The following is a 20,817-nucleotide window of genomic DNA, read 5'->3' as shown; positions in this document are numbered from 1 at the left end:
CGGTTAACCTTCCTTTGGCGTCGCAATGTCCGCCTTGAGTTCATCGGGTCTGAGCGGATCAAGAAATGGATTACGATAAAGCTTGTCGTGACTCTCGACCCCGATCTCCAATGTGATGTTAGACGTCGCGCGTGCCACGCACAGGATCACGTAGCCGTTTGTGATTTGCCGATTGTTGAGGGCGACCTGTCGGCGCTGATCCACCGTGCCTGCGGTCAGCTTGGCCGCGCATGTGATGCACCCGCCGTATTTGCAGCCATATGGCAAATCAACGCCCTGCTCGCGCAGCGTGTCCAGAAGTGGGCGTCGCGCGTCCACCTCATATGTCGCGCCATCCCTATTGGCGATTGTCACAGTATGCGTTGTCATAGCCAAATGTCGCTTGTGCAGTCACCGCCTGGATACCGACTCTCGTGACATCGCGAGGGGCCATTTGGCTCTTTCCCAAAGTCCACGATGAAGTCTTCGTTGATCTTCATTCCGCCGTTTTCGGGGTCGCAGTCAATCATAACCATCACCCCGCCCTTTTCGCGGATCTCGGGATAGAATTGATTGTCCCAAGTCGAGAACAACGAGGTGGTGACATAGAGCCTTCGTCCGTCGAGAGAGAGTTGGAACATCTGCGGCCCACCAGCGACCTCAACCCCATTAACGGTTGGAGCCTTGCCCAAAAGACCGCCCATGAACACCTGACCGGTCAGCTTAGGGTTATGTGGATCGGTGATATCGTACTGGCGCATGTCGCCATGCAGCCAATTGTTGAGATAGAGGTATTTGTCGTCCATCGAGATCAGAATCGCCGACATCACCCCCGGCAACGGGATAGGCCACTCGGGGTGCATCTCATTATCGACGTCGATGATCTTTTCCCATTGCCACTTATTCGTGTCGTCCTTCCACCAGTGAATGACATTGGTCGACAAAGCCGCGCCACAGAACCCATGGGTACTGTCTGGGTCGTGGTGAAACTTGACTTCCAACGGCAATAGCCCGTCTTCACCCAGATAAAAGCTTTCAACAGGTTCGCGCTTTTCAAAATCCCAAAAATGCAGCTCACGCCCGTATTTCAGATGGCCCACTTCCTCCAGGTCGAAGCCCGGCATAAAGGTGTTGGGCGCGGCCCATTCTGAACTCACCATCACGTTGTGGCGGGGCTGATACCAAAAGTCATAACCGAATTTTATTCCGCCCATGGAGTTTTCCCAGCGGCCGACGATGTTGAACTCCTTATCGAGATGCAGATAGCCGCCCGGAGCTTCGCCTTTGGCGTTTCCAAGAAAGGAAATGATGATTTCAGAACCCAGGCAATGCACCGTATGCGGTCCAGAAAGATCGGCCTTGGCCTTGATCTCGGTCCCGTCGATAACCTTGTGCAGCCGCGGCGCGCGCGGGTCGGTGGCGGTATCGACTATGTGAAGGTTGTTGGAACGCACGCCAGGCAGGATCAGATACTTACGCGACATGGAACCGTCGTCATGACAGGATGAACAGGCATTCCAGCCCATATGATGAAGCTCATCCCCGATCCCCGGCATTTCCAGCCGGTGGATCACCTGAGAGTATGTCGGGCTTTCCGGGTCTACATCTACCGTCGCAAGGTAGTCGGGCTTCTGAATGCCCGTGCCTGTATATATCGCAATCGTATACAGAAGCTTCTCGCGAGGGGCCTGAATCGCCTCTTGCGGGCTGGCGTAGCCCGGTCCGCAACAAGCACCACCCATCTTAGCACCCTCCCTTGATTACAACATTTGTATCGTATATCAAAATTCATATTATCGTATAGTGAGAAAAATGCATCTAGAACGTTTAGCGCTGATATTGGAAGTCGTAGGTCAAAAAGGACGTGCGACTGTAGCTGATATTTGTGCGCAATCCGATCTCCCCAAACCGACCGCCTATAGACTGGTTCAAGACCTCGTTTCGTCTGGTCTGCTTGAGACGTCCGCGCGAGGAGAATTTTCCGTAGGAACAAGATTGAAGCGTATTGCGCTGAGTGATCACTCTGATCCCGCGCTTATAGAATTAATCGCACCCGTCCTCGCCAAGGGCGCGCGGGATTACGGTGCTGCTTTTTTTCTTTCCCGACTGCGCGGCGATTGGGTCGAGATCATTCACGTGGTCACACCAGAAACGGGTGTGTCTTATCTTCATCCCGGTGTGGGCAAGCGTCCATTGCACGCTTGCTCTTGTGCCAAGGCAATTGCTGCGGTGTCACCAAAGTTGTTATCCAGCAACCGACTGAAAGGGCAACTCAAACAATACACCAACCGGACGATTACCAATCCTGAAGATCTGGCGGCAGAACTTGATGCTGTCCGAGCGAAGGGTTACGCCGAATGTGTGGAGGAACTGGAACGGGGCATTAGTTCTGTGGCCACCGCTTTGGCGAATACTGGTATCGGTTCAACAATATCCATTGGCGCAACAGCGTCCATTCGGGTTTTCACACCCAATATGCGAGAAAAAGTCGGGCAAGCCTTAACCGCGATGTCGCAGGAACTTTCATTTACGCTGGGCTGGGATGATGCGGGTGTGAATAGGATATCCGCATAGGATGACGATCAACCTACCGTCAACGATCCAACCCACGTACAGGATCAACGCGGTTGATACCCTGAATTGGTCCATTGGCAAAAGGGGGAGGCAGGAAATGGAAGATGCAATGCTCGGAGGATTTCTAGCAGTCAACGTAAAGCCGGAGCATCGACAGTCTTTTTTGGATGCCAGCATATTCAAGGCGCAAACTGTTGTCAGCGAAGACCCCGAGGTTTTTCAGTTTCAGATCATGATGGATGAAACAAACCCTAACCGTTTTTATTTCTACGAGGTGTTCACAGACGAAACAGCGGTTCAGGACCATTGGGAATCTGAAACATTCAAGAATTGGTTGAACACTGTCCAAACGATGCTTGAAGGAGAAATCGAGTTAATTGCAAGGATGCGCTCGCTTTTTCCAACGGCAAAAGGCTTTAAGGCACAAAAACCGAGCTTACTACAATGGTGAAATGACTGATTGGTTTAGGGTTGCCATTGACCAGAAGAGCTGACGATTTGTGAGGCATGGCCGCTAAGAACTGACCACTCGGACGGCCCAGAGCCGACATTGTGCACCCCGCCTGAATGCTGCATCCGCAGCCCGCTTTGCTGCCATTCGCTGCGGGAGCAAAAAACGGAACTGCCGCTGTTCACAGTTTGTGGGACTTTTCTGCCCTTCGCCTGTTCGGGATCAAGAACGCAGGCAGCCCAAACCGGGCATACGAATTGTCACCGCAATTTTAAACTGGGCGGGTGATTTGTTATCGAGATGTTTGATTGCAGATTTCAGATGATAGGAGTGCGCTAGTTGCGCACCCCAATTCTTTGCATGGTGCCGTTTATTGCCGCTTCAGCATCCGTTTCGCAGCGGCTTCCAGACTTTCATAGCTGTCGCCAGACACCGATACGGCCACTTTCTGGATTGTTCCGCCTTCGAATTCTCCCGGTGTGCTGTACAGTTGGCTGACTGCGTCGCCGCTATCGTATCCGATACACAACCCATCGCCGGACAATGTGAATTTGCCAGATTGGGCGCGCATATCGCCTGAAGCCACCTCTTGATCATCAATGTAGAGCTTCATTGAGCCCAGAACCTCACCGTTGTCACCTGTGCCAGTCGCATCAAACTCCATGCCCAAGGTGTAGGTGCCGGGTTCCAGCTCTGCGTTGGACTCAAAGGTCTGCTCGGGCTGAATTCCAAGGAAGTTGTAGGTGTAGTACAACTTCTTGTCCTTCACGACCAATGCATGGCCGCCAAAGCGCGAGCCATGGGCAAAAATCACGCCGCCCGCGTCTGCATCTTCGATCTCGACATTCGCGAGGATCTTGTAGTCCCGCCCACGTATGTTGACGGCTACGCCTTCTGGCACACAGGTCGTGTTCGGATAGTAGACATAGGTGTCACGTGGGGGTTCGGCCGTTGGACGCTCGATTCCAAGGATTTCCACTGCGCTTCGGTCGTCGAGAGGCAATACATTGTTTTTGGCGGCCTCATCAAACCAGACCTGGATCAGCTCTTGCAACTTTTCCGGCTCCTGTTCCGCGAGGTTGTTTGCCTCGGAACGGTCGACGTCGACGTGATAAAGCTCCCAAACATCTTTATCAAAGTTGCTTGTCCCGGTCAGCGGCGCATGAACGGCGACGGCCTTCCAGCCATCCTTCCAGATGCCGCGCGTGCCAAGCATCGTGTAGTATTGCACCTCTTTTTGGGTGGGATCGTCCGGTTCTGCGTCAAAGGTGTATGCCATCGACACACCGGATAGTGGATACTGTTCGACGCCATTGTTTGTCGCGGGCATCTCCAGCCCGGTGATCTCCAGAATAGTTGGAACGATATCAACCGAATGGTGATACTGGTGTCGGATTTCTCCCCCATCGCTGATGCCGTTTGGCCAGGACATGACCAGCGGATCATTGGTTCCGCCAGCATAATTCGAATAGCGCTTGAACATCTTGAACGGAGCTGAGAAGGCAGCGGCCCAGCCTGTTGGATAGTGATTATAGGTGTCAGGGCTGCCCAGCGTGTCGAGATATTTCATATTCTCCGCCAACTCGTCCGGAAAGCCGTTGAAAAATTTGTTCTCGTTAACAGATCCGTTTGGAGACCCTTCACCAGAGGCTCCATTGTCGGCGGCGTAGATGATCAGGGTGTTTTCATACTGTCCTGTTTCTTTCAGGTAATCGACAATTCGCCCAATCTGACTGTCGGTATATTCCGAGAATCCTGCGTAGACTTCGGCCATGCGAACGAACAGTTGCTTTTCGTCGTCATTGAGAGTGTCCCACGGGCGAATGGTGTCATCCGGGTTGGCGATCTCTTCCGGCAGAAAGTTCAGTTCCGTATTAACCGTGCCTTCAGGTACAATTCCCTTTTCGATCATGGCCTTTGTGATTTCTTCACGATAGACGTCATAACCTTCATCAAAGACGCCTTTGTATTTGTCGGACCATTCCGTTGATGCGTGATGGGGCGCATGATTGGCGCCAGGGTTGAACCACATGTACCAGGGTTTTGATGGGTTTGTCGCTTTCTGGTCGCGCAGCATCGAAATAGCCTGGTCAGCCAAATCCTTGGACAGGTGATAGCCGTCTTCTGGGCCATAGGGTTGTTCTATGAAACGGTTATCTTCGACAAGGTCAGGATACCATTGGTTGGTTTCTCCGCCCAGGAATCCATAGAACCGGTCGAAGCCCTGGTTCAACGGCCATTCTGTGCGGCTTGCACCCGAAGCGACGTCCTGCTCGGGGACGTTGTGATTCTTGCCAATCCAGAATGTGCTATAACCATTGGCCTGCAAAACTTCAGCTATTGTGGTCACTTGCGGAGGCAACCGTCCGCTGGCCCCCGGAAACCCGTCCGCGGTTTCCGTGATCGCTGCCATCCCGTTGAGATGATGGTTGCGGCCGGTCAACAGGGTCGAACGCGTTGGCGAACACAGTGCAGTGGTATGCCATTGAGTAAACGTCAGCCCCTGTTCGGCAAGATCATCCATCGTCGGCATATTGATTTTGCCGCCATAGGGCGACCACGCACCCAATCCGGTGTCGTCATAAAGGACAAACAGGATATTTGGTGAACCTTCTGGTGCCGCCTTCGGTGTGAACGGCGTCCAGTCTGACTGAGAGTCTCTGACATCCAACTCGATCTTCCCGTTGAAGCCAGGAAAGCCGAGAGGTTCTTTCATAACCGGGTCATCCTGTGCCAACACTGCAATCGGACTCAGGGCAATTATCATCCCCAAAGTGGTTGTGCGTCTAACCATCAATCAAACCTCCCAAAGAAATCAAAAGAAGAACAACAATAGCTACGAGTTCTTCGCGTTCATCCTATCATTGCGAAGTTTTCGATCAATTGTTGAGAATCGCGTGGCGCCCTTGGGGGGCCGCAGGCCCAACTTTGCAAAATCCGCTTACTACGCATAGCCGCTGCTCTTGAATTGCGCAGCGTCGGTCAAAGTGGGCTCGAACAGTCCTTGGAGCAAGCGCAACACGTTTTGATAGGATGCTCCGGTCAACGTCGGGTTGTCGTTTTGGGAGGGCATGGCGGATCGGAGGATCAGTCATGGAAACACCAAACTTACCAGCAATTCGCGCACTTCGCCCTGCATGGAACAAGGGTCGCATTGTCGGTCAGAAGCGACCATTGAAACCAAAGCATGTCTGGGCAATCCGGGTGCGACTTGAACTGGCCGAGAACCATCGCGACCTCGCGCTAATCAACATGGCCATCGACAGTAAATTGCGCGGCTGTGACCTGGTGAAGATGAAAGTCGTCGATGTCATGGCTTCCGGCCAAATCAAAGAACGGGCATCGGTTCTTCAGAGCAAAACGCAGAAGCCTGTGCGCTTCGAGATTTCAGAGGGCACACGAGCCTCTGTCGAAAAGTGGATGGAACACGAGTTGATGGTCGGCTCCGAGTACCTATGGCCGGGTCGTTTCCACGAACGGCTACATATCTCGACACGCCAATATGCACGGATTGTTCGTGACTGGGTCACGTCAATCGACCTTGAGGCAACCGCCTACGGAACCCATTCAATGAGAAGAACCAAGGTCACTCAAATCTACAAGAAGACCGGAAATCTTAGAGCCGTTCAGCTCCTTCTCGGCCACACCAAGATGGACAGTACGGTCAGGTACCTGGGCGTTGGCCATCGCCGAAGACATTGAAATATAGTGCAGTTGGGTCGCCTTCAAGGGCGGCCCAATCCTGCCTTTGCTTAAGCAGCGCTCCGCGGCGCTGCAGCTTCCCCAAAGCAGTCCTTCGGCAACCCTTGCTTATGCCCCTTCTTCATAGCGCTTACGTTCTGCATCCGTCGCATTGCGCCACTCCGCGCGAAGTAGGTCCATTCGCCGAGGGATACTGTCTTCGAGGACCTCCGCCTCAATGATCCGTTCCGTCCGAAAGTAACGAAAGCCATCTCGCATCTCGCACCATGCGGCGATGATGCGGCTGGTGTCCCGATAACCCAGCAGTATGGGCCAGATCACACGACGGGTCTTTTGACCTGAGTGGTCCGAATACTTCAGGGCTATCTTTTGGCGGCGCCGAATAGCCAGACGAATGGCAGCGGCGCCGAGTACTTCATCCGGCCGAGCGACAGGCGCGACGCTTACCGCCGGCTGAAGAAACGACGTCCGGTACTTGTCAGGTGCGACTGCTTCCAGCTTGGTGATCAGCTTCTCTGCCGCCAGCGCAAGCTCGGGTTCGCCTCGGGTCCGGACCCACAGCATGCCAAGCGTAACGGCCTCGATCTCGTCCGGGGTCAGCATTAGCGGTGGCATATGAAAGCCGGGCTCCAACACATAGCCGACCCCGGCCTCGCCATTGATCGGCACGCCCTGACCTATCAGCGCAGCAACATCGCGATACACCGTACGCTTGTTCACGCCAAGTTCTTCACCAATAGACTGGGCAGAGATCGGGCCTTTGGCACGTCTCAGGATCTCGATGACTTCAAATAGCCTGTCGCCGCGCCTCATTTGATCTCCTTTCGATGAAACAGAGCATACTGACAGGATGCTGACAACACGCTGTCAGCATAGGCGCGGTAGAAGCAGGAAAGACATCAAAAAAGGAGGTCAAAATATGGGACACTTCATTACTCTAACGCTCGCCGCTGTTATGCCAACAGCACTTGTTGCGGAGCCAGCAGAGCAGCGGGGAACCGCGCCGATCATGGCCATGGGCGCCTACGTGCCGACGGACGATATGGAGGAATCGGAGGCCTTCTACCGCGCCCTATTCGACAGCGCCCCCGCAATCGGGCTGCCGGATTTTGTGGCCTTCGACGTGGCTGGTGGCTGGTTCGCAATCGTGTCACGGGACAAGTACGCACCGGGGTCCGAGGCAGGTTCGGGCGCGGTTCCCTACTTGCAATCCGCCGATCTGGAAGTCTTGCACGCCCGCGCCACCGCTGCCGGTGTGACCGCGCCGGAGATCATCGAAGAGCCGGGTATCCACCTGCTCAAGATTACCGACCTCAACGGTCAGCTGATCGAGTTTTTCAGACTGACCGGTCAGTGACGCCCACAATACTCAGCACAAACTCAAAGGACATCGCACCATGCAGATGAACTACTTCGTCGTCGGTACCAACGACATGGCCGCCGCAACGCGCTTCTATGACCAGCTTTTCGGTCAATCGGGCGTGGAGCGTGTCTCGCCCACTGATAGAATGACATACTGGCTCGGACCTGGCTTTGCCTTTGCAGCCGCCATCCCGTTCGACGGAAATCCCGCCACGAATGGCAACGGAACCATGGTCGGCTTCAGCGTCGGGTCGGCTGAAGAGGTCGAAAGGCTGCACGCATTGGCCATCGAGCTTGGTGGCATGAGCGAAGGCGAACCGAACCAACGTGGACCACGCTTCTCCGCCTATGTCAGGGATCTGGACAGAAACAAGATTTGCCTCTCCGCCTGAGGCAGGTGGCAAACGCACTTTCCGATTGGAAGGAGAAGTCTTTGAAACTCGTTCTTTTGGGCGCGAATGGGCGGACAGGTAAGCTTGTACTCGAAGCTGCGCTTGCAAAGGATATAGACGTCACATCGGTCGTTCGTTCTGCAGGCTAAGCACCCGATCTCCAGCATAAAAGACTGCAAGTGGTGGTCGGTGATCCCTGTGGCCCCGTGTTCCTCGCATCAGTGTTTCGCGATCATGACGTCGTTATTTCGGCCTTGGGCGGTCGGCTGCCTTCGAAAGTCGCGACATCGGTGTATTACCGATCTGCGGTCGCCATCGTCGTAGCTGCGTCCGTGACGGGCCTCAAACGAGTTCTGGTGACCTCGACGGCTTTGCTATTTCCAGACCAAATGCTGCTGGGAAAGCTCCTTCGTTTCGTTGTGCCGAACGTTGTGCGCAGCGCCGGTCGCATGGAGGATATCATGGAAAGGTCTGGCCTTGACTGGACCTCGGCCCGCGCGGGTTTCCTCAATGTCTCCAACGTGGCGACATACCGTGCCCAAAGAGATGCTCTCCCCGAAAACGGAACAGCAGTTTCCCGATTTGCCCTTGCACAATTCCTGATTGATGCCATCTCCGACCCTGAGACCCATGGGGCGGCATACGGCGTGTCGCAAACGAGCACATGACAAAAATCACCTTCACGCGCCTATCCGAGATCGCGGTCGAGGATATTGCGAAGCATATGTCCGATACAGCTCTGGCTCAGCACATGCCTTTGCTCCAAGGCAATTGGGACGAGCGGCGCACAGCTGACTTCGTGGCAATGAAGGAAGCCAAGTGGGAGCAGGACGGGTTGGGCCATTGGGCAATTCTGGCAGACGGCGCGTATGTGGGATGGGGCGGCTTTCAGCGCGAGGGTCTTGACTGGGACTTCGGCCTGGTTCTAAAACCCTCGGCCTTCGGGTTGGGTATGAGGATAACCGTTCAGGCGCTGGAGTTTGCGCACGGCGACGATCGCATCCCATCCGTGACGTTTCTGCTTCCACCTAGTCGCACAAAATTGGGGGCTTTGAAGCGCATGGGCGCAGAGTTTGAAGGCGAGTTGACATACGATGGAGCGCTGTTCCGAAAGTATCGTCTTTCAACCAGTGTCGCTTGAAACCGGCGCAGACCAGACCTTGGCCGGGATCCTGAAATGCTGCGAGTGCAGCCCGCTTTGCGGACATTTGCCGCAAGCCTTAAAGTAAGGACCTGGATGAACCCACAGCAGATCTACTTTGCCCGGGCCCATGCAACATCTGTATAGCGCCGCCTAGTCTACCCGGCGCCGGAATTCGGACTCGAATACACCGAATGAATAGACATTCGCGACGAATTTGACCGCGCCCGTTGATTTTTCCCGGTCGATATAAACGTTGCTACACTCTTCGCGGCCGACATGGACCGCCTCCGAGCGATGGCAGTACTGACTGTCCCGGATTGCCCAACGCGACGTGATTGGTTGGCCATCCATCCAGCCGAAATGCATAACGGTCACACCCTCGGACGGATGATCCTGCCGGTAGGGCATACCGAAGGGGCCGGTGTCGATAAATTCCTCGTACTCATCCGAAAAGAGCGCGACCAGTTCATCTTGCTCCAATCTGTCGGCTTCCCGCCCCTTCTCGAAATCGAATGGCGAGGCTGGCATTCCGACGGCGGAGAGCGCTTCAGCCCACGCCGCATAGAGAGCCGGATCTGAATACCGACCGAAGTAACCCTTTTGCCAAAGGAGATTGTTCCAGACTGTTTCCTTCAGAAACAGGTCCATGAACCGCTTCCCGATCTCAATATCCCCGTTCACGGCATGCGCCGCCGCCGCAAATATGTACTGGTCAATCCGTTCGCTTTCTTCGGGCGGGACACGGTTCAGGAGCACAAGCGCCAGGTCGACCTCGCCCAAGAGAAGGCGATGAAAGGCAAGATCTCGCAATTCCGATGCATTTAGCCGAGGCGAAAGGTCTTCGTAGGCTGTGAATTCGTTGCGCGCTTCGTCATAGCGCCCGGCCGCGAGAAGAGCCTGACCCAAAACGTACCGCAGCCGGGGTTCATCAGGTTGCAGGAAGACGGCACCCCGGGCCTCGGTCAGGGCAGCATTCCATTGGCGTTTCTCGATTTTTATGCCGATCTGAATCCCGAGGGCATCCGGATGGGTATCGTCGATTTCCAGGATGTGGCTGACCGTTCGCTCCGCTTCGTTGAACGCGTCGAGCGTATATCGGATGGTGTTGTAGCTGCGGCTCCAGATGATGAAGTTTGCGGTGGCGTAGCCTGCATGGGCAGCCAGAAAATCGGGATCCCACTCGATCGCGCGTTCGTAGAGAGGGAGAGATTGTTCTAGTTCGAAGAAGTTCCCGCTGGCTAGGAACCTTTCGGCTTCGGCATAGGCTAGGAACGCACCGATATCGGTTGTGACCGGAGCCTGCAACACGGAGCGTTCCGGTGCCGACAAGGGACCCACAAGTTCGGCGGTGGCTCTTTGTTTGAGTCCGGCCAAAAGATCGAAGAAGTCCCCAGGCGCACCGCTAGCGCTTTCCTCCCAGACTACCGCGCCAGCATCGCCGAAATCCCTGAGTCTTACGGCCAGTTCAATCCGGTCACCCACACGGGCCGCCATTCCGTCGAGAACGTGACGTATGCCGGTATCCAAGCCGATCTCACCGGGTTCAGGCGCAATTCCCTTGTATCCGAGGGAGACGGAGTGCGGGACAGTTTGCAAGCCCTCAACCCGCGACAGCGAAGCGATGAAATCCTCGGTTGCGGCGTCGGCAAACTGCCGATCTCCGGCCGTGGCAGCGGTGAATGGGAGTATCAGCAGTCGGTCGCCCTCCGTCTGAGATGGTGCCAACCAAAACCAGGCAAGATATCCCGCAACAAGAAGCACCAAGGCAATCGCCACGGCCCCGAAGCGCAGGGTCGGCTTTCGCGTGCGGCGGGCAGTGACGACGGTACCGGCATCTTCGGGGTTCGGAAGCACCGTAAAGGCTGTGATTGGATCCTGGATGTTCTTGACCTGTTGCGGGCCAAGATTCACGAAGCCGAGGTCGAGCTTACCGTGGACGTTCAGAAAGACCGGTTCGGATATGCAGATCCCTCCGGGGTCGGCGCAACCTTCCAGGCGGGACGCGATATTCACCCCGTCACCGAAGATGTCGTCGCCATCATGCACGATCTCGCCGAGATTGATACCGATCCGGTAGGCGATACGGCGGTCTTCGGGAATGCCCACTTCGAGTTCGGGCATCTCACGCTGCACCGCGACGGCCCATTCGACGGCGCTTACCACGCTTGAGAACTCAAGCAGCGCGCCGTCGCCCGTCGTCTTGACAATTCGTCCCCCGAAGCCCCGCACTGCGGGGTCGATCAGATCGGTCCGGATCGCCTTTTGGCGCGCCAAGGTGCCAGCCTCGTCTAATTGAACGAGGCGGCTGTAGCCGACCATGTCGATCGCAACGATGGCCGCCAGCCGACGTTGAAACATCTCCTGAACCAAACCGATCCCTCGCGCCGCGTTTGCGGACAGTATAGGAAATTCTCCGAAAGATGACGAGTTAGGTGATTAAGGCCGATGCCCGAAGTCACCTGTGCATGCCCGTACGGTTCAGTGCGGCCCTTACCGGACTTTAGTCGGTCGTTCAGCATTCTGCAGTACGGCTCGACATTGCGGACATTCGCTGCACGTGCGCAATCAGAAGATGGGTGAATTTACAGTTTGCGGACAAAGCTGCCATTCGACTGAACCGGCAGAATGCGTGTGTGGTATCACAGCTCCGCTGCTTCCGGGTAAGGAACCACATCTCGGAACCTGTAGTCGTCATGCATTTCCCAATACTTCGCCAAGATGGTATTCGAGAGGGCTCCAAGAACACCCGATCCGACAGGTTGCCCATCGACCTTGGTGACCGGCATGACACCCCCGGCGGTCGACGTCACAAATACCTCGTCAGCGGTCTTCAGGGCTGTGACAGACACGTCCTGCGTGCGACATTGGATGCCCAATCCTGCGCAGATATCGAGTATGGTTTGGCGCGTAACTCCCAGCAAAACGCTGGTGTCAGGGGTTGAAACCACGCCATCCCTGATTGCGAAAACGTTGAACCCGGGGCCTTCGGACACGTTGCCATTACCGTCGACCAGAATCGCAGAATCTGCGCCTTGGTCATAGGCCGCATAAAGCCCCTTCACCATGTCCAGCCAATGATAATTCTTGATGGTAGGATCAACCGAGCTTGGCGGAATGCGCAACACATCGGTCACTGCCAGATGCAGTCCGTGCTCCATCTGCTCCTTGTTGGCGACCGAGCCGAAAGGAATGGCAAAGGCAATGAAACGGTTTTCGGCGTCCCTTGGGTCGCGGCTGAATGTCGGGGAAGTTCCTCTTGTGCAGATGAACTCGACATAGGCGTTCCGCAACTCGGATAGCGCCACGCAATTGTGCAAAATTTCAACCACCTGCGCCTGATCATAAGGGATGGACATATGCAACTCTTCAATGCCGCGAAAGAAGCGGTTCAGGTGGTCGTCCAGCCTGAAGAAGGCACCTTTCCACACATGGACCACATCATAGGTCGCATCCGAATGCAGGAACCCATAGTCCAGCACCGAGAGCTTTGCCTCATGCATTGGCAGGTACTGACCGTCCATATAGGCCACCCCCGGGGGATAGTTGCGAGAATCAATGTGTCTTTGGGACAGAGTAGGCAATTTGCTCATGATCGGGCTTTCAGCGAACGGGTTTGGGTTACCAGGTTGAGCGTATGGAAAAATACTGGGCAATTTACCCCATTAGGTTAAGCTCTTCGAGCAAAACGCATCAAATTCAAGGGTGGAGTCGAACAGAATGCCATATCCTCTCGACGATACAGACAAAAGGCTTCTTCATGTCCTCCAGCGAAACAACCGGTTGTCGGCTGATGAGCTGGGAGAACAGATAGGCATTTCGCGGTCTTCGGTGCAGCGGCGCATGAAACGCTTCCGGGAGGAAGGGATCATCGAGGCCGACATATCCGTGTTGTCCGCAAAGGCAGTGGGCCGCCCTATGACCTTCATTGTTGAGGTTGAGCTGGAGCGAGAGCGCACTGACCTTCTGGACGAATATCGCCGCTCAATGCTGGCGCTCGATGATGTGCAGCAATGCTATTACGTCACCGGGCATGCCGATTTCATTCTGATTGTCACTTCGACCGACATGGAAGCTTATGAGGAGTTCAGCCGTCAGGTCTTCACAGATAATCCAAACATCCGCCGCTTTCATTCTAACGTTGTTGTGAACCGGGTAAAGGCGGGGCTTCAGGTCCCGCTGTAGTGCATTGAGAAGAAGTAATCCACTGAATGGTTGGCGTCAGTTTGGGCTCAAACCGGTCATCTGACGGTTTCGGTTGGACATCGTGCCGGTTCAGACGGCAGCAAGGTTGGCTGTGCGGACCAAAGCAGCCGTTCGGTTGTGGACCAATCTGGATAAACAGTGCACTAGTTAAGTAACCTCGTAGATAGGGCATTCACACTTGAACCGTACGCACTTCATTCTGATAAGCTTAGTTTTCGTTTTCATCACCGCGATGACCACAAGGATTGAAGCAGATGAGTCTCAAAGAAGCGTTGGACTGCACCATTGGGTCAAGGGCAACGAATGCTATCGCTCAGAAGACTGGGAATGTACTTTATCCAGTTGGACTGCTGCGCTTTCGGCGACAGAATTCATCGAATGGCAAGAACCGAAGAGCACGCTCAATGGCATGTTTGGCCTTGCCCAAGTGGCTATATTAACAAGCAAGAATTGCACAGCGGCCGACAGTCTTGCCGAAATTGCGACCGTCAAGAGAGTAATATCAGACGCGGCAGAAGAGCTATCTGAGTTAGGTCGACTAACCCTGTCACCAGTTGAAGTTTTGGCTTTCGTCACACCGTCTCTGGACATATGCAGCGCTCTAATATGCAAGTTGACGAACGACGAAGAATGCATGGAAGAAAGACTTCGGTCGCTTAATATCGGTCGGCTCGAAGAACTCGATTTTCTTGGTTTGCTACCGAGTGAACTCGCTACCACAGATGCTGTTGCTGAGCTAATTCAGCCGTTTTTCGATAGCCGTTAGGCAGTTAAAACTAGGCAAATTATGATGCTAGCTAAAACGATTTTCTTTCCGCTTCCGGGCTCGGAGCCGACATTCGATCATTTCACTCAGGCAATTGACAGGCATATAGGCGCCCAAAGTCGGCAAAGCGCTGTAAGCAGCCGTGTGCACCCACAGCATCTCAATCTGGCCGCAATGACCGCTCAGGGCTCTAAGCTGACGTTCGCCGCGGCAATAGCCAATGAGCGCAAGGAGCCGTCCGCACCGCCCAAATTGCCTGAACACATTAGCTTGATAGCGCGGTTATCGCCTTAGCACTCAGCTACGTGCGAGAGCGCCAAGGCATTTGGCCACAATTGGCAAGTGCGACGTGGTGCCAACCAAAAGTGCAATCGACGACTTGGCAGCGCCCCTAACTGCCTGTGGCCAAACGCACTGGCTTCCCATGAGGTGTTTTTAGGTAAGCTTCTTCCCACGCGTTTCTATAATGGACGACTTCCTCCGGAACTGCTGCGCCCAGTTCGTCCAGCAATTGCTCGAGAGTTTCCAGCCACGCATGGAAATAGTCGTTGCCCCCGTCCAGGTCCCGATCCAGCCCGTGGCGCTTTAGCGTCTGCGAAAACCGTGCGGCCCAGTCGGGCCAATCGAAGCGCCCAGCCTCGTTCAGGGCCACGGTTACCGCGAACGCCTGGGCGTGCCAGGGTTCGGCAAAAACAGGTTCAGGTGCGGAATAATTGGCGCAATCGTTCATGCAGACTCCAGATAGCTTTGCCAGAGGTCCAGTACGACTTCGTCCTTTGAGTTTTCCGGGTCCGCCCACAATTCCGAAGCAGGAAAAACTACCGCATAAAGCGGCTCTGGTGCCTCGCCAAACCCGTGCGCATTAGAGTCCGGCAGCACATGCGTGCCGTGCAGCCGCATGATCTTCCCCGTCGCACCAGATGCGTAAATCGGCAGGCGCGTGTGACCGCCATCAACCAGTCGATTAGCGGCCGGGTGCAAGGTGCGTACAATTTGCCCAATCTCGAACTGTGCAGGTACAACTGACGGCCGATCTGCAGGCCCGCCCTTGGCAAGGGCCGCAGCAACAGATTCGGCTTTCAGAACGCGGGGCGACAATGGGTGGGCATCGTCCGAACTTGCCCCGGACAAATCATCCACAGTCAGAACGCCGGATTCCACAAGCAGATCAGCAAGGCCCGATATCCACTTTTCATAATAAGAAAACCGCGTGTAGTCCTTGGGTGACAATCTTTCGCGCACATGGCGCGAGACGTCGATATTCCATTGTCCCAGAAACCCGGCGGCCAGCGTCACCGCCAGCGCGCGTTCGTGCCAGTCCTCGGCAAAAACCGGTGCATCCTCGGCTTCGGGCTTTACCGCGCCATCGCCAAAGCGGCCGCCCATATCGTGCACACGAGTCACAAGGGAACCCCGGGCAGGCCCGTGCCGATCATGCTGTCACGGGTAACGAGAGCAGCCAGATCATCCTCGCCCAGCCCATCGGTGCCTTCGGGGCGCATGGGCAGCACCAGATAACGAATTTCGGCGGTTGAATCCCAGACGCGAACAGCCGTCTCGGGCGGCAGCGTGACCCCAAATTCGGCCAGAACCTTGCGCGGCTCTCGCACAGCGCGAGCCCGATATGCGTCGGACTTGTACCACCCCGGCGGGATACCCAGCAAAGGCCAAGGGTAGCAACTGCACAGGGTGCAGACGACCATGTTGTGCAGGTCGGGCGTGTTTTCCACGGCAACGATATGTTCGCCCTGACGCCCATAAAACCCGAGATCCGCGACAACCGGCGTTGCGTCTGCTAGCAGAGCTTTCCTGAAGTCCGGATCGATCCACGCTTTTGCAACCACACGCGCGCCGTTCTGGGGGCCAATCCTGTTCTGATAGGTATCGACGATCTCATCTAAAGCGGCCGGGTCGATCAACCCCTTGCGGGTCAGAATCGTCTCAAGGGCTTTGACGCGCAGCGCGGGGTCAGGCGGCAACAAGGCGTGCGGGTGATCGGGATCGTCATGCGGCATGGATCGCAGCCTGCGTCACCTTTTGCCTGCCTGTCCAGTCTCTTTGATGTGATACCGCATATCACGGGTCGTGAAGACAACTCATCCCTTGCCCCCGAGATCAAACTTGCATAAGTACCACGCGATACACGCCACGCTGTACAGGACCACCATGGAAAACGTCGTTCTCATCATCCACCTTCTCTTGGCTCTGGGCCTGATTGCCGTTGTCCTGATGCAGCGGTCCGAAGGCGGTGGCCTGGGTATGGGCGGTGGCGGCGGTGGCGCCATGACAGGCCGCGCGGCAGCAACCGCGCTGGGTAAAGTCACGTGGATCCTGGCGGCCTGCTTTATCGTCACCTCAATCACGCTGACCATTCTGGCAGCGCAGAAATCCTCGGGCAGCTCGGTGATTGATCGTCTGGGTGTTCCTGCCCCGGCCGCGACCGAGGAAAGCACACCGGCAACCCCATCGGCGGATGATCTTCTGCCTCCGACTCAGGGCGACAACGCGCCGCTGATCCCGCAGGCCGACTGATCCACTACACTTAGAAATCTAAATGAGAGCTGCAACAGCATCTTGCGGTTCTCTTGCGCTGTGCGCGCGAATCCTTTATACGTGAAGTCCCGTGATGCAGCGGTTTTTCGGAACCGTCGGGCAGCTGATTTTGACGTCTCACGGGAGCAGCCGAAAAACATGGCGCGTTTTATTTTCATCACTGGTGGTGTGGTTTCGTCCTTGGGTAAAGGACTGGCTTCGGCGGCTTTGGGCGCGCTGTTGCAGGCCCGGGGATATTCGGTGCGGCTGCGCAAGCTGGACCCCTATCTGAACGTCGATCCGGGTACGATGTCGCCGTTTGAACACGGCGAGGTGTTCGTCACCGACGATGGTGCCGAGACCGATCTGGACCTAGGCCACTATGAGCGTTTCACCGGGGTGGCCGCACGCAAGACTGACTCGGTCAGCTCAGGGCGGATTTATTCCAATGTGCTCGAGAAGGAACGCCGCGGCGACTACCTCGGCAAGACCATTCAGGTGATCCCGCACGTCACAAACGAGATCAAGGATTTCATCGCCATTGGTGAAGATGAGGTCGATTTCATGCTCTGCGAGATCGGCGGCACCGTGGGCGATATCGAAGGCCTGCCCTTCTTTGAAGCCATCCGACAGTTCAGTCAGGACAAACCGCGCGGCCAGTGTATTTTCATGCACCTGACGCTGCTGCCCTACATCAAGGCGTCCGGAGAACTGAAAACCAAACCCACCCAGCACTCGGTAAAAGAGCTGCGTTCGATCGGACTGGCTCCCGATATTCTGGTTTGCCGATCCGAAGGTGCGATCCCGAAGAAAGAGCGCGATAAGCTGGCGCTGTTCTGTAACGTCCGCCCCGACAGTGTGATTGCGGCGCAGGACCTTTCCACCATCTACGACGCCCCGCTGGCCTATCATCGCGAAGGTCTGGATCAGGCGGTTCTGGACGCGTTTCAGATCAGCCCGGCCCCCAAGCCGGACCTGGCCAAATGGGAAGACGTCAGCGATCGTATCCACAACGCCGAAGGCGAAGTGAAGGTGGCCATCGTCGGCAAATACACGCAGCTTGAAGACGCCTATAAGTCGATTGCCGAAGCTCTGACTCATGGCGGCATGGCTAACCGGGTCAAGGTAAAGGTCGAGTGGGTCGACGCCGAGGTCTTCGACACCGAAGACGCAGCCCCGCATCTGGAAGGTTTCCACGCTATCTTGGTGCCCGGTGGGTTTGGCGAGCGCGGCACCGAGGGTAAAATCAAAGCTGCGCAATACGCCCGCGAGCACAAGGTGCCTTACCTTGGCATTTGTCTTGGCATGCAGATGGCGGTGATCGAAGCCGCACGGAACGCCGCAGGCATTGCCGAAGCGGGGTCCGAGGAATTCGACCACGAAGCCGGCAAGAAACGCTTCGAGCCTGTCGTCTATCACCTCAAGGAATGGGTGCAGGGCAGCCACAAGGTCGAGCGCAAAGTGGGCGACGACAAAGGCGGCACCATGCGTCTGGGTGCCTACAATGCGGTGCTGACCGAAGGTTCGAAAGTAGCCGAGGTCTATGGCGGCACTCAGATCGAAGAACGCCACCGTCACCGCTATGAAGTAGACATCAAGTACCGCGAAAAGCTGGAAAAGGCGGGCCTGAACTTTTCGGGCATGTCGCCGGACGGACGTCTGCCGGAAATTGTCGAATGGTCGGATCATCCGTGGTTCATCGGTGTGCAATACCACCCGGAACTCAAGTCCAAACCGTTCGATCCGCACCCCCTGTTCCGCGACTTCGTGCGCGCTGCGAAGGACAGCTCGCGACTGGTCTGATCGCGGCCTACTCACCGCATTGTGACGGCGGGTGCAAAAAAACCTATACGCGCCCGTCCTTTCCACGGTTAACTGTCCGCAACCCAGCGACAGGAGGCCGTCCATGACCAGTCAGATCACCCAAGCGGAGACATTTGCAGCCCTGCACAAAAAGGGCGAGCCGGTCATTCTTTACAACATCTGGGATGCCGGCAGTGCCGGTGCCGTGCGGGATGCCGGGGCCAAGGCGATTGCAACTGGCAGCGCTCCGGTCGCGATGGCGCAGGGGTTCGGCGATGGCCAGAATATCCCAATGGACGCCGCGCTGGACAACGCGCGCCGGATCGTCGCCGCGGTTGACCTGCCGGTGACACTGGATTTCGAAGGGGCCTATACCGAGGATGTGCTGGGCGTGGCCGCAAATGTTCAGCGCGCGCTGGAGACCGGCGTGATCGGCTTCAACTTCGAAGATCAGATTGTTGGCACCAGCGACCTCTATGACATTGAAACGCAGGAAGCCCGCGTCCGGGCCATGCGCGAAGGCTGCGATACCGCCGGTATTCCGGCCTTTATTAACGCCCGCACGGACATCTTCCTGAAGGCCAAGCCGGAAACCCACTCCGACGCCATGTTAGACGAGGCGATTGCCCGGGCCAAAGCCTATGCCGATGCCGGTGCCGGCGGTTTCTTTGCGCCGGGACTGAAGGACGAGGCAATGATCGCCCGGCTGTGCGAATCGACCACCCTGCCGGTCAACATAATCGCCCTGCCCGGCACGCCCGATACAGCCACTTTGGCCGGGTTGGGCGTGGCACGGATCAGCTATGGCCCAGTCCCGTATCGACAGATGCTGGGATGGCTACTGGAGCAGGCGAAACAGGCCATTCAGGCCGGTTGATCCAATCGCCCATGGATCGTGCTCAGCGTGTTTTTGCCGCTTTGAGAAACCCGCCCCTAATTTGCTGCTATGACAGGTAGTCCGCGCTTGGCGGGCTACAAAATATGGAATATCCTCACGGCATGTTGAAGAAGTTCTTGCAGGCATTTCGCCCGCCGCAGCACGACACTCTGCCCGACCCCGATGCCGAACTGGCGCTGGGGGCGCTAATGGTGCGCGTGGCGCAGGCGGATCGAGATTACAAGCTTGAGGAAATCAGCCTGATCGACCGTATCCTTGCTCGGCTGTATCAGCATAATGCGATCGAGGCCGCCAAGGTCCGCGCCACCTGTGAAAAGTTGCACGCCGCAGCACCCGACACCGACACGTTCGGCAAGCTGATCCGTGAAACCACTGATCTGCACGAACGTCTGGCCGCGCTGGACGCCTTGTGGGAGGTCGTTCTGGCCGATGGCAATTCCGACGAAGGCGAAATGAAGATCGTGGAAGAGGCGCGCGTCGCCATGGGGCTGAGCTATAACGACAGCCAGACCGCGCGTGAACGGGTGCAAAGGCGCTTGGAAGAGCGTTAGTCCCCCTCTATATCTAATTCATGTTCAGTGATTTTCTGGCCCGGCTGTCACAGCCCGCCCCCGACCCGCTTGCCGATGATGACGCCCGCCTTGCTTTGACGGCCCTGCTGGTGCGCATTGCGCGGTCCGACAACGACTATGCCGATACCGAAATGGCCCGAATCGACAAGATTTCCGCCGAACGCTATGGTCTGTCTCCGTTCGAGGCCGCCGCCCTGCGCGCCCGGGCCGAGGATCTTGAGGCCGAAGCCCCCGACACAGTCCGCTTTACCCGCGCGATTAAGGAAGCCATTGCCTATGACCACCGGCTAGCCGTGGTGCAGGCCATGTGGTCGGTTGCACTGGCCGACGGGCACCGCACTGGCGAGGAGGATTCGCTGTTGCGGCTGGTTGTTAGCTTGCTCGGCGTCAGCGACGTTGATTCCGCTCTGGCCCGCCAAAAGGCCGCCAAATCGTGATC

General features: G+C 56.2%; 22 protein-coding genes and 1 pseudogene. 14 read left to right on the top strand and 9 right to left on the bottom strand.

The window, feature by feature from the left end; translation table 11 throughout:
* Positions 1–3: 3 nt before the first annotated feature.
* The gene (locus AC2FEE_RS01235) at positions 4–369 is read right to left on the bottom strand and encodes a 2Fe-2S iron-sulfur cluster-binding protein (protein ID WP_496862515.1); all 366 of its coding nucleotides are present in this window, start codon (positions 367–369) and stop codon (positions 4–6) included.
* A complete protein-coding gene (locus tag AC2FEE_RS01230) occupies positions 366–1,721 on the bottom strand; it encodes a selenium-binding family protein (RefSeq protein WP_496862513.1) in 1,356 nt (451 codons plus the stop codon). The genes AC2FEE_RS01235 and AC2FEE_RS01230 overlap by 4 nt, the downstream gene beginning before the upstream one ends.
* A gap of 70 nt (positions 1,722–1,791) precedes the next feature.
* Between AC2FEE_RS01230 and AC2FEE_RS01225 the strand changes: the two genes are divergently transcribed.
* The gene (locus tag AC2FEE_RS01225; protein ID WP_496862511.1) at positions 1,792–2,553 is read left to right on the top strand and encodes an IclR family transcriptional regulator; all 762 of its coding nucleotides are present in this window, start codon (positions 1,792–1,794) and stop codon (positions 2,551–2,553) included.
* Positions 2,554–2,650: 97 nt separating this feature from the next.
* Positions 2,651–3,004: a putative quinol monooxygenase gene (locus AC2FEE_RS01220; protein WP_496862510.1), complete on the top strand. Its 354-nt coding sequence runs from the start codon at positions 2,651–2,653 to the stop codon at positions 3,002–3,004.
* A gap of 370 nt (positions 3,005–3,374) precedes the next feature.
* Here the strand turns inward: AC2FEE_RS01220 and AC2FEE_RS01215 are convergent, their stop codons facing one another.
* Complete coding sequence (locus AC2FEE_RS01215) at positions 3,375–5,798, bottom strand: arylsulfatase (RefSeq protein WP_496862508.1); 2,424 nt, start codon at positions 5,796–5,798, stop codon at positions 3,375–3,377.
* Positions 5,799–6,097: 299 nt separating this feature from the next.
* Between AC2FEE_RS01215 and AC2FEE_RS01210 the strand changes: the two genes are divergently transcribed.
* Complete coding sequence (locus AC2FEE_RS01210) at positions 6,098–6,706, top strand: tyrosine-type recombinase/integrase (protein WP_496862507.1); 609 nt, start codon at positions 6,098–6,100, stop codon at positions 6,704–6,706.
* Between the two features lie 108 nt (positions 6,707–6,814).
* On the opposite strand, the gene AC2FEE_RS01205 is transcribed toward AC2FEE_RS01210, so the two are convergent.
* Positions 6,815–7,519: a helix-turn-helix transcriptional regulator gene (locus tag AC2FEE_RS01205; protein WP_496862506.1), complete on the bottom strand. Its 705-nt coding sequence runs from the start codon at positions 7,517–7,519 to the stop codon at positions 6,815–6,817.
* A gap of 106 nt (positions 7,520–7,625) precedes the next feature.
* Between AC2FEE_RS01205 and AC2FEE_RS01200 the strand changes: the two genes are divergently transcribed.
* From AC2FEE_RS01200 to AC2FEE_RS01185, 4 genes and pseudogenes are all read left to right on the top strand, one after another.
* Positions 7,626–8,063: a VOC family protein gene (locus AC2FEE_RS01200; RefSeq protein ID WP_496862504.1), complete on the top strand. Its 438-nt coding sequence runs from the start codon at positions 7,626–7,628 to the stop codon at positions 8,061–8,063.
* 40 nt (positions 8,064–8,103) lie between these two features.
* The gene (locus tag AC2FEE_RS01195) at positions 8,104–8,460 is read left to right on the top strand and encodes a VOC family protein (RefSeq protein ID WP_496862502.1); all 357 of its coding nucleotides are present in this window, start codon (positions 8,104–8,106) and stop codon (positions 8,458–8,460) included.
* A 164-nt stretch (positions 8,461–8,624) separates the two neighbouring features.
* Positions 8,625–9,128: pseudogene (locus tag AC2FEE_RS01190) on the top strand (NAD(P)-dependent oxidoreductase); the annotation flags it as partial.
* Entirely contained in the window at positions 9,125–9,601 is a 477-nt protein-coding gene (locus AC2FEE_RS01185) for a GNAT family N-acetyltransferase (RefSeq protein WP_496862501.1), read from the top strand. The pseudogene AC2FEE_RS01190 and the gene AC2FEE_RS01185, both read left to right, overlap by 4 nt.
* A 153-nt stretch (positions 9,602–9,754) precedes the next feature.
* Here the strand turns inward: AC2FEE_RS01185 and AC2FEE_RS01180 are convergent, their stop codons facing one another.
* Positions 9,755–11,962 carry an adenylate/guanylate cyclase domain-containing protein gene (locus tag AC2FEE_RS01180; protein WP_496862499.1) on the bottom strand — a complete coding sequence of 736 codons (2,208 nt, stop codon included), beginning with the start codon at positions 11,960–11,962 and terminating at the stop codon, positions 9,755–9,757.
* A gap of 281 nt (positions 11,963–12,243) precedes the next feature.
* Positions 12,244–13,194 (bottom strand): aminotransferase class IV, encoded by a 951-nt coding sequence (locus AC2FEE_RS01175; RefSeq protein WP_496862498.1) that lies wholly within the window; start codon positions 13,192–13,194, stop codon positions 12,244–12,246.
* A gap of 127 nt (positions 13,195–13,321) precedes the next feature.
* On the opposite strand from AC2FEE_RS01175, the gene AC2FEE_RS01170 reads away from it, so the two are divergent.
* Positions 13,322–13,786: an Lrp/AsnC family transcriptional regulator gene (locus AC2FEE_RS01170; protein WP_496862496.1), complete on the top strand. Its 465-nt coding sequence runs from the start codon at positions 13,322–13,324 to the stop codon at positions 13,784–13,786.
* Between the two features lie 199 nt (positions 13,787–13,985).
* Entirely contained in the window at positions 13,986–14,573 is a 588-nt protein-coding gene (locus AC2FEE_RS01165; RefSeq protein WP_496862495.1) for a hypothetical protein, read from the top strand.
* A gap of 391 nt (positions 14,574–14,964) precedes the next feature.
* Here AC2FEE_RS01165 and AC2FEE_RS01160 read toward each other — a convergent pair whose 3' ends face one another.
* Genes AC2FEE_RS01160 through nthA form a run of 3 tightly spaced genes read right to left on the bottom strand, consistent with a single transcriptional unit; the run spans position 14,965 to position 16,588 of the window.
* Positions 14,965–15,303, bottom strand: coding sequence for a nitrile hydratase accessory protein (locus AC2FEE_RS01160; RefSeq protein WP_496862493.1), 339 nt, complete (start codon positions 15,301–15,303; stop codon positions 14,965–14,967).
* Entirely contained in the window at positions 15,300–15,977 is a 678-nt protein-coding gene (gene nthB, locus AC2FEE_RS01155; protein ID WP_496862491.1) for a nitrile hydratase subunit beta, read from the bottom strand. The genes AC2FEE_RS01160 and nthB overlap by 4 nt, the downstream gene beginning before the upstream one ends.
* Entirely contained in the window at positions 15,974–16,588 is a 615-nt protein-coding gene (gene nthA / locus AC2FEE_RS01150; protein ID WP_496862490.1) for a nitrile hydratase subunit alpha, read from the bottom strand. Before nthA ends, nthB begins: the two co-directional genes overlap by 4 nt.
* Positions 16,589–16,739: 151 nt before the next feature.
* Between nthA and secG the strand changes: the two genes are divergently transcribed.
* The 5 genes from secG to AC2FEE_RS01125 all read left to right on the top strand — a co-directional run bounded on the left by secG (position 16,740) and on the right by AC2FEE_RS01125 (position 20,815).
* Entirely contained in the window at positions 16,740–17,105 is a 366-nt protein-coding gene (gene secG / locus AC2FEE_RS01145; protein WP_496862488.1) for a preprotein translocase subunit SecG, read from the top strand.
* Between the two features lie 159 nt (positions 17,106–17,264).
* Complete coding sequence (gene pyrG / locus AC2FEE_RS01140) at positions 17,265–18,908, top strand: CTP synthase (protein ID WP_496862487.1); 1,644 nt, start codon at positions 17,265–17,267, stop codon at positions 18,906–18,908.
* 103 nt (positions 18,909–19,011) lie between these two features.
* On the top strand, positions 19,012–19,785 hold the full coding sequence (locus AC2FEE_RS01135) for an isocitrate lyase/PEP mutase family protein (RefSeq protein WP_496862486.1): 774 nt from the start codon (positions 19,012–19,014) through the stop codon (positions 19,783–19,785).
* A gap of 122 nt (positions 19,786–19,907) precedes the next feature.
* The gene (locus tag AC2FEE_RS01130; RefSeq protein WP_496862484.1) at positions 19,908–20,357 is read left to right on the top strand and encodes a tellurite resistance TerB family protein; all 450 of its coding nucleotides are present in this window, start codon (positions 19,908–19,910) and stop codon (positions 20,355–20,357) included.
* 20 nt (positions 20,358–20,377) lie between these two features.
* Complete coding sequence (locus tag AC2FEE_RS01125) at positions 20,378–20,815, top strand: tellurite resistance TerB family protein (protein ID WP_496862483.1); 438 nt, start codon at positions 20,378–20,380, stop codon at positions 20,813–20,815.
* Positions 20,816–20,817: the final 2 nt, after the last annotated feature.

The organism is Ruegeria sp. YTSC199 (assembly GCF_059609725.1).
The sequence above is the reverse complement of the archived record's forward strand: the minus strand, read 5'-3'. Positions and strand labels throughout refer to the sequence as shown.

Bases quoted from the DNA above. Each gene is read 5' to 3' on its own strand.
- AC2FEE_RS01235 (WP_496862515.1), bottom strand. From the start codon at position 369: ATGACAACGCATACTGTGACAATCGCCAATAGGGATGGCGCGACATAT.
- AC2FEE_RS01230 (WP_496862513.1), bottom strand. From the start codon at position 1,721: ATGGGTGGTGCTTGTTGCGGACCGGGCTACGCCAGCCCGCAAGAGGCG.
- AC2FEE_RS01225 (WP_496862511.1), top strand. From the start codon at position 1,792: ATGCATCTAGAACGTTTAGCGCTGATATTGGAAGTCGTAGGTCAAAAA.
- AC2FEE_RS01220 (WP_496862510.1), top strand. From the start codon at position 2,651: ATGGAAGATGCAATGCTCGGAGGATTTCTAGCAGTCAACGTAAAGCCG.
- AC2FEE_RS01215 (WP_496862508.1), bottom strand. From the start codon at position 5,798: ATGGTTAGACGCACAACCACTTTGGGGATGATAATTGCCCTGAGTCCG.
- AC2FEE_RS01210 (WP_496862507.1), top strand. From the start codon at position 6,098: ATGGAAACACCAAACTTACCAGCAATTCGCGCACTTCGCCCTGCATGG.
- AC2FEE_RS01205 (WP_496862506.1), bottom strand. From the start codon at position 7,519: ATGAGGCGCGGCGACAGGCTATTTGAAGTCATCGAGATCCTGAGACGT.
- AC2FEE_RS01200 (WP_496862504.1), top strand. From the start codon at position 7,626: ATGGGACACTTCATTACTCTAACGCTCGCCGCTGTTATGCCAACAGCA.
- AC2FEE_RS01195 (WP_496862502.1), top strand. From the start codon at position 8,104: ATGCAGATGAACTACTTCGTCGTCGGTACCAACGACATGGCCGCCGCA.
- AC2FEE_RS01185 (WP_496862501.1), top strand. From the start codon at position 9,125: ATGACAAAAATCACCTTCACGCGCCTATCCGAGATCGCGGTCGAGGAT.
- AC2FEE_RS01180 (WP_496862499.1), bottom strand. From the start codon at position 11,962: ATGTTTCAACGTCGGCTGGCGGCCATCGTTGCGATCGACATGGTCGGC.
- AC2FEE_RS01175 (WP_496862498.1), bottom strand. From the start codon at position 13,194: ATGAGCAAATTGCCTACTCTGTCCCAAAGACACATTGATTCTCGCAAC.
- AC2FEE_RS01170 (WP_496862496.1), top strand. From the start codon at position 13,322: ATGCCATATCCTCTCGACGATACAGACAAAAGGCTTCTTCATGTCCTC.
- AC2FEE_RS01160 (WP_496862493.1), bottom strand. From the start codon at position 15,303: ATGAACGATTGCGCCAATTATTCCGCACCTGAACCTGTTTTTGCCGAA.
- nthA (WP_496862490.1), bottom strand. From the start codon at position 16,588: ATGCCGCATGACGATCCCGATCACCCGCACGCCTTGTTGCCGCCTGAC.
- secG (WP_496862488.1), top strand. From the start codon at position 16,740: ATGGAAAACGTCGTTCTCATCATCCACCTTCTCTTGGCTCTGGGCCTG.
- pyrG (WP_496862487.1), top strand. From the start codon at position 17,265: ATGGCGCGTTTTATTTTCATCACTGGTGGTGTGGTTTCGTCCTTGGGT.
- AC2FEE_RS01135 (WP_496862486.1), top strand. From the start codon at position 19,012: ATGACCAGTCAGATCACCCAAGCGGAGACATTTGCAGCCCTGCACAAA.
- AC2FEE_RS01130 (WP_496862484.1), top strand. From the start codon at position 19,908: ATGTTGAAGAAGTTCTTGCAGGCATTTCGCCCGCCGCAGCACGACACT.
- AC2FEE_RS01125 (WP_496862483.1), top strand. From the start codon at position 20,378: ATGTTCAGTGATTTTCTGGCCCGGCTGTCACAGCCCGCCCCCGACCCG.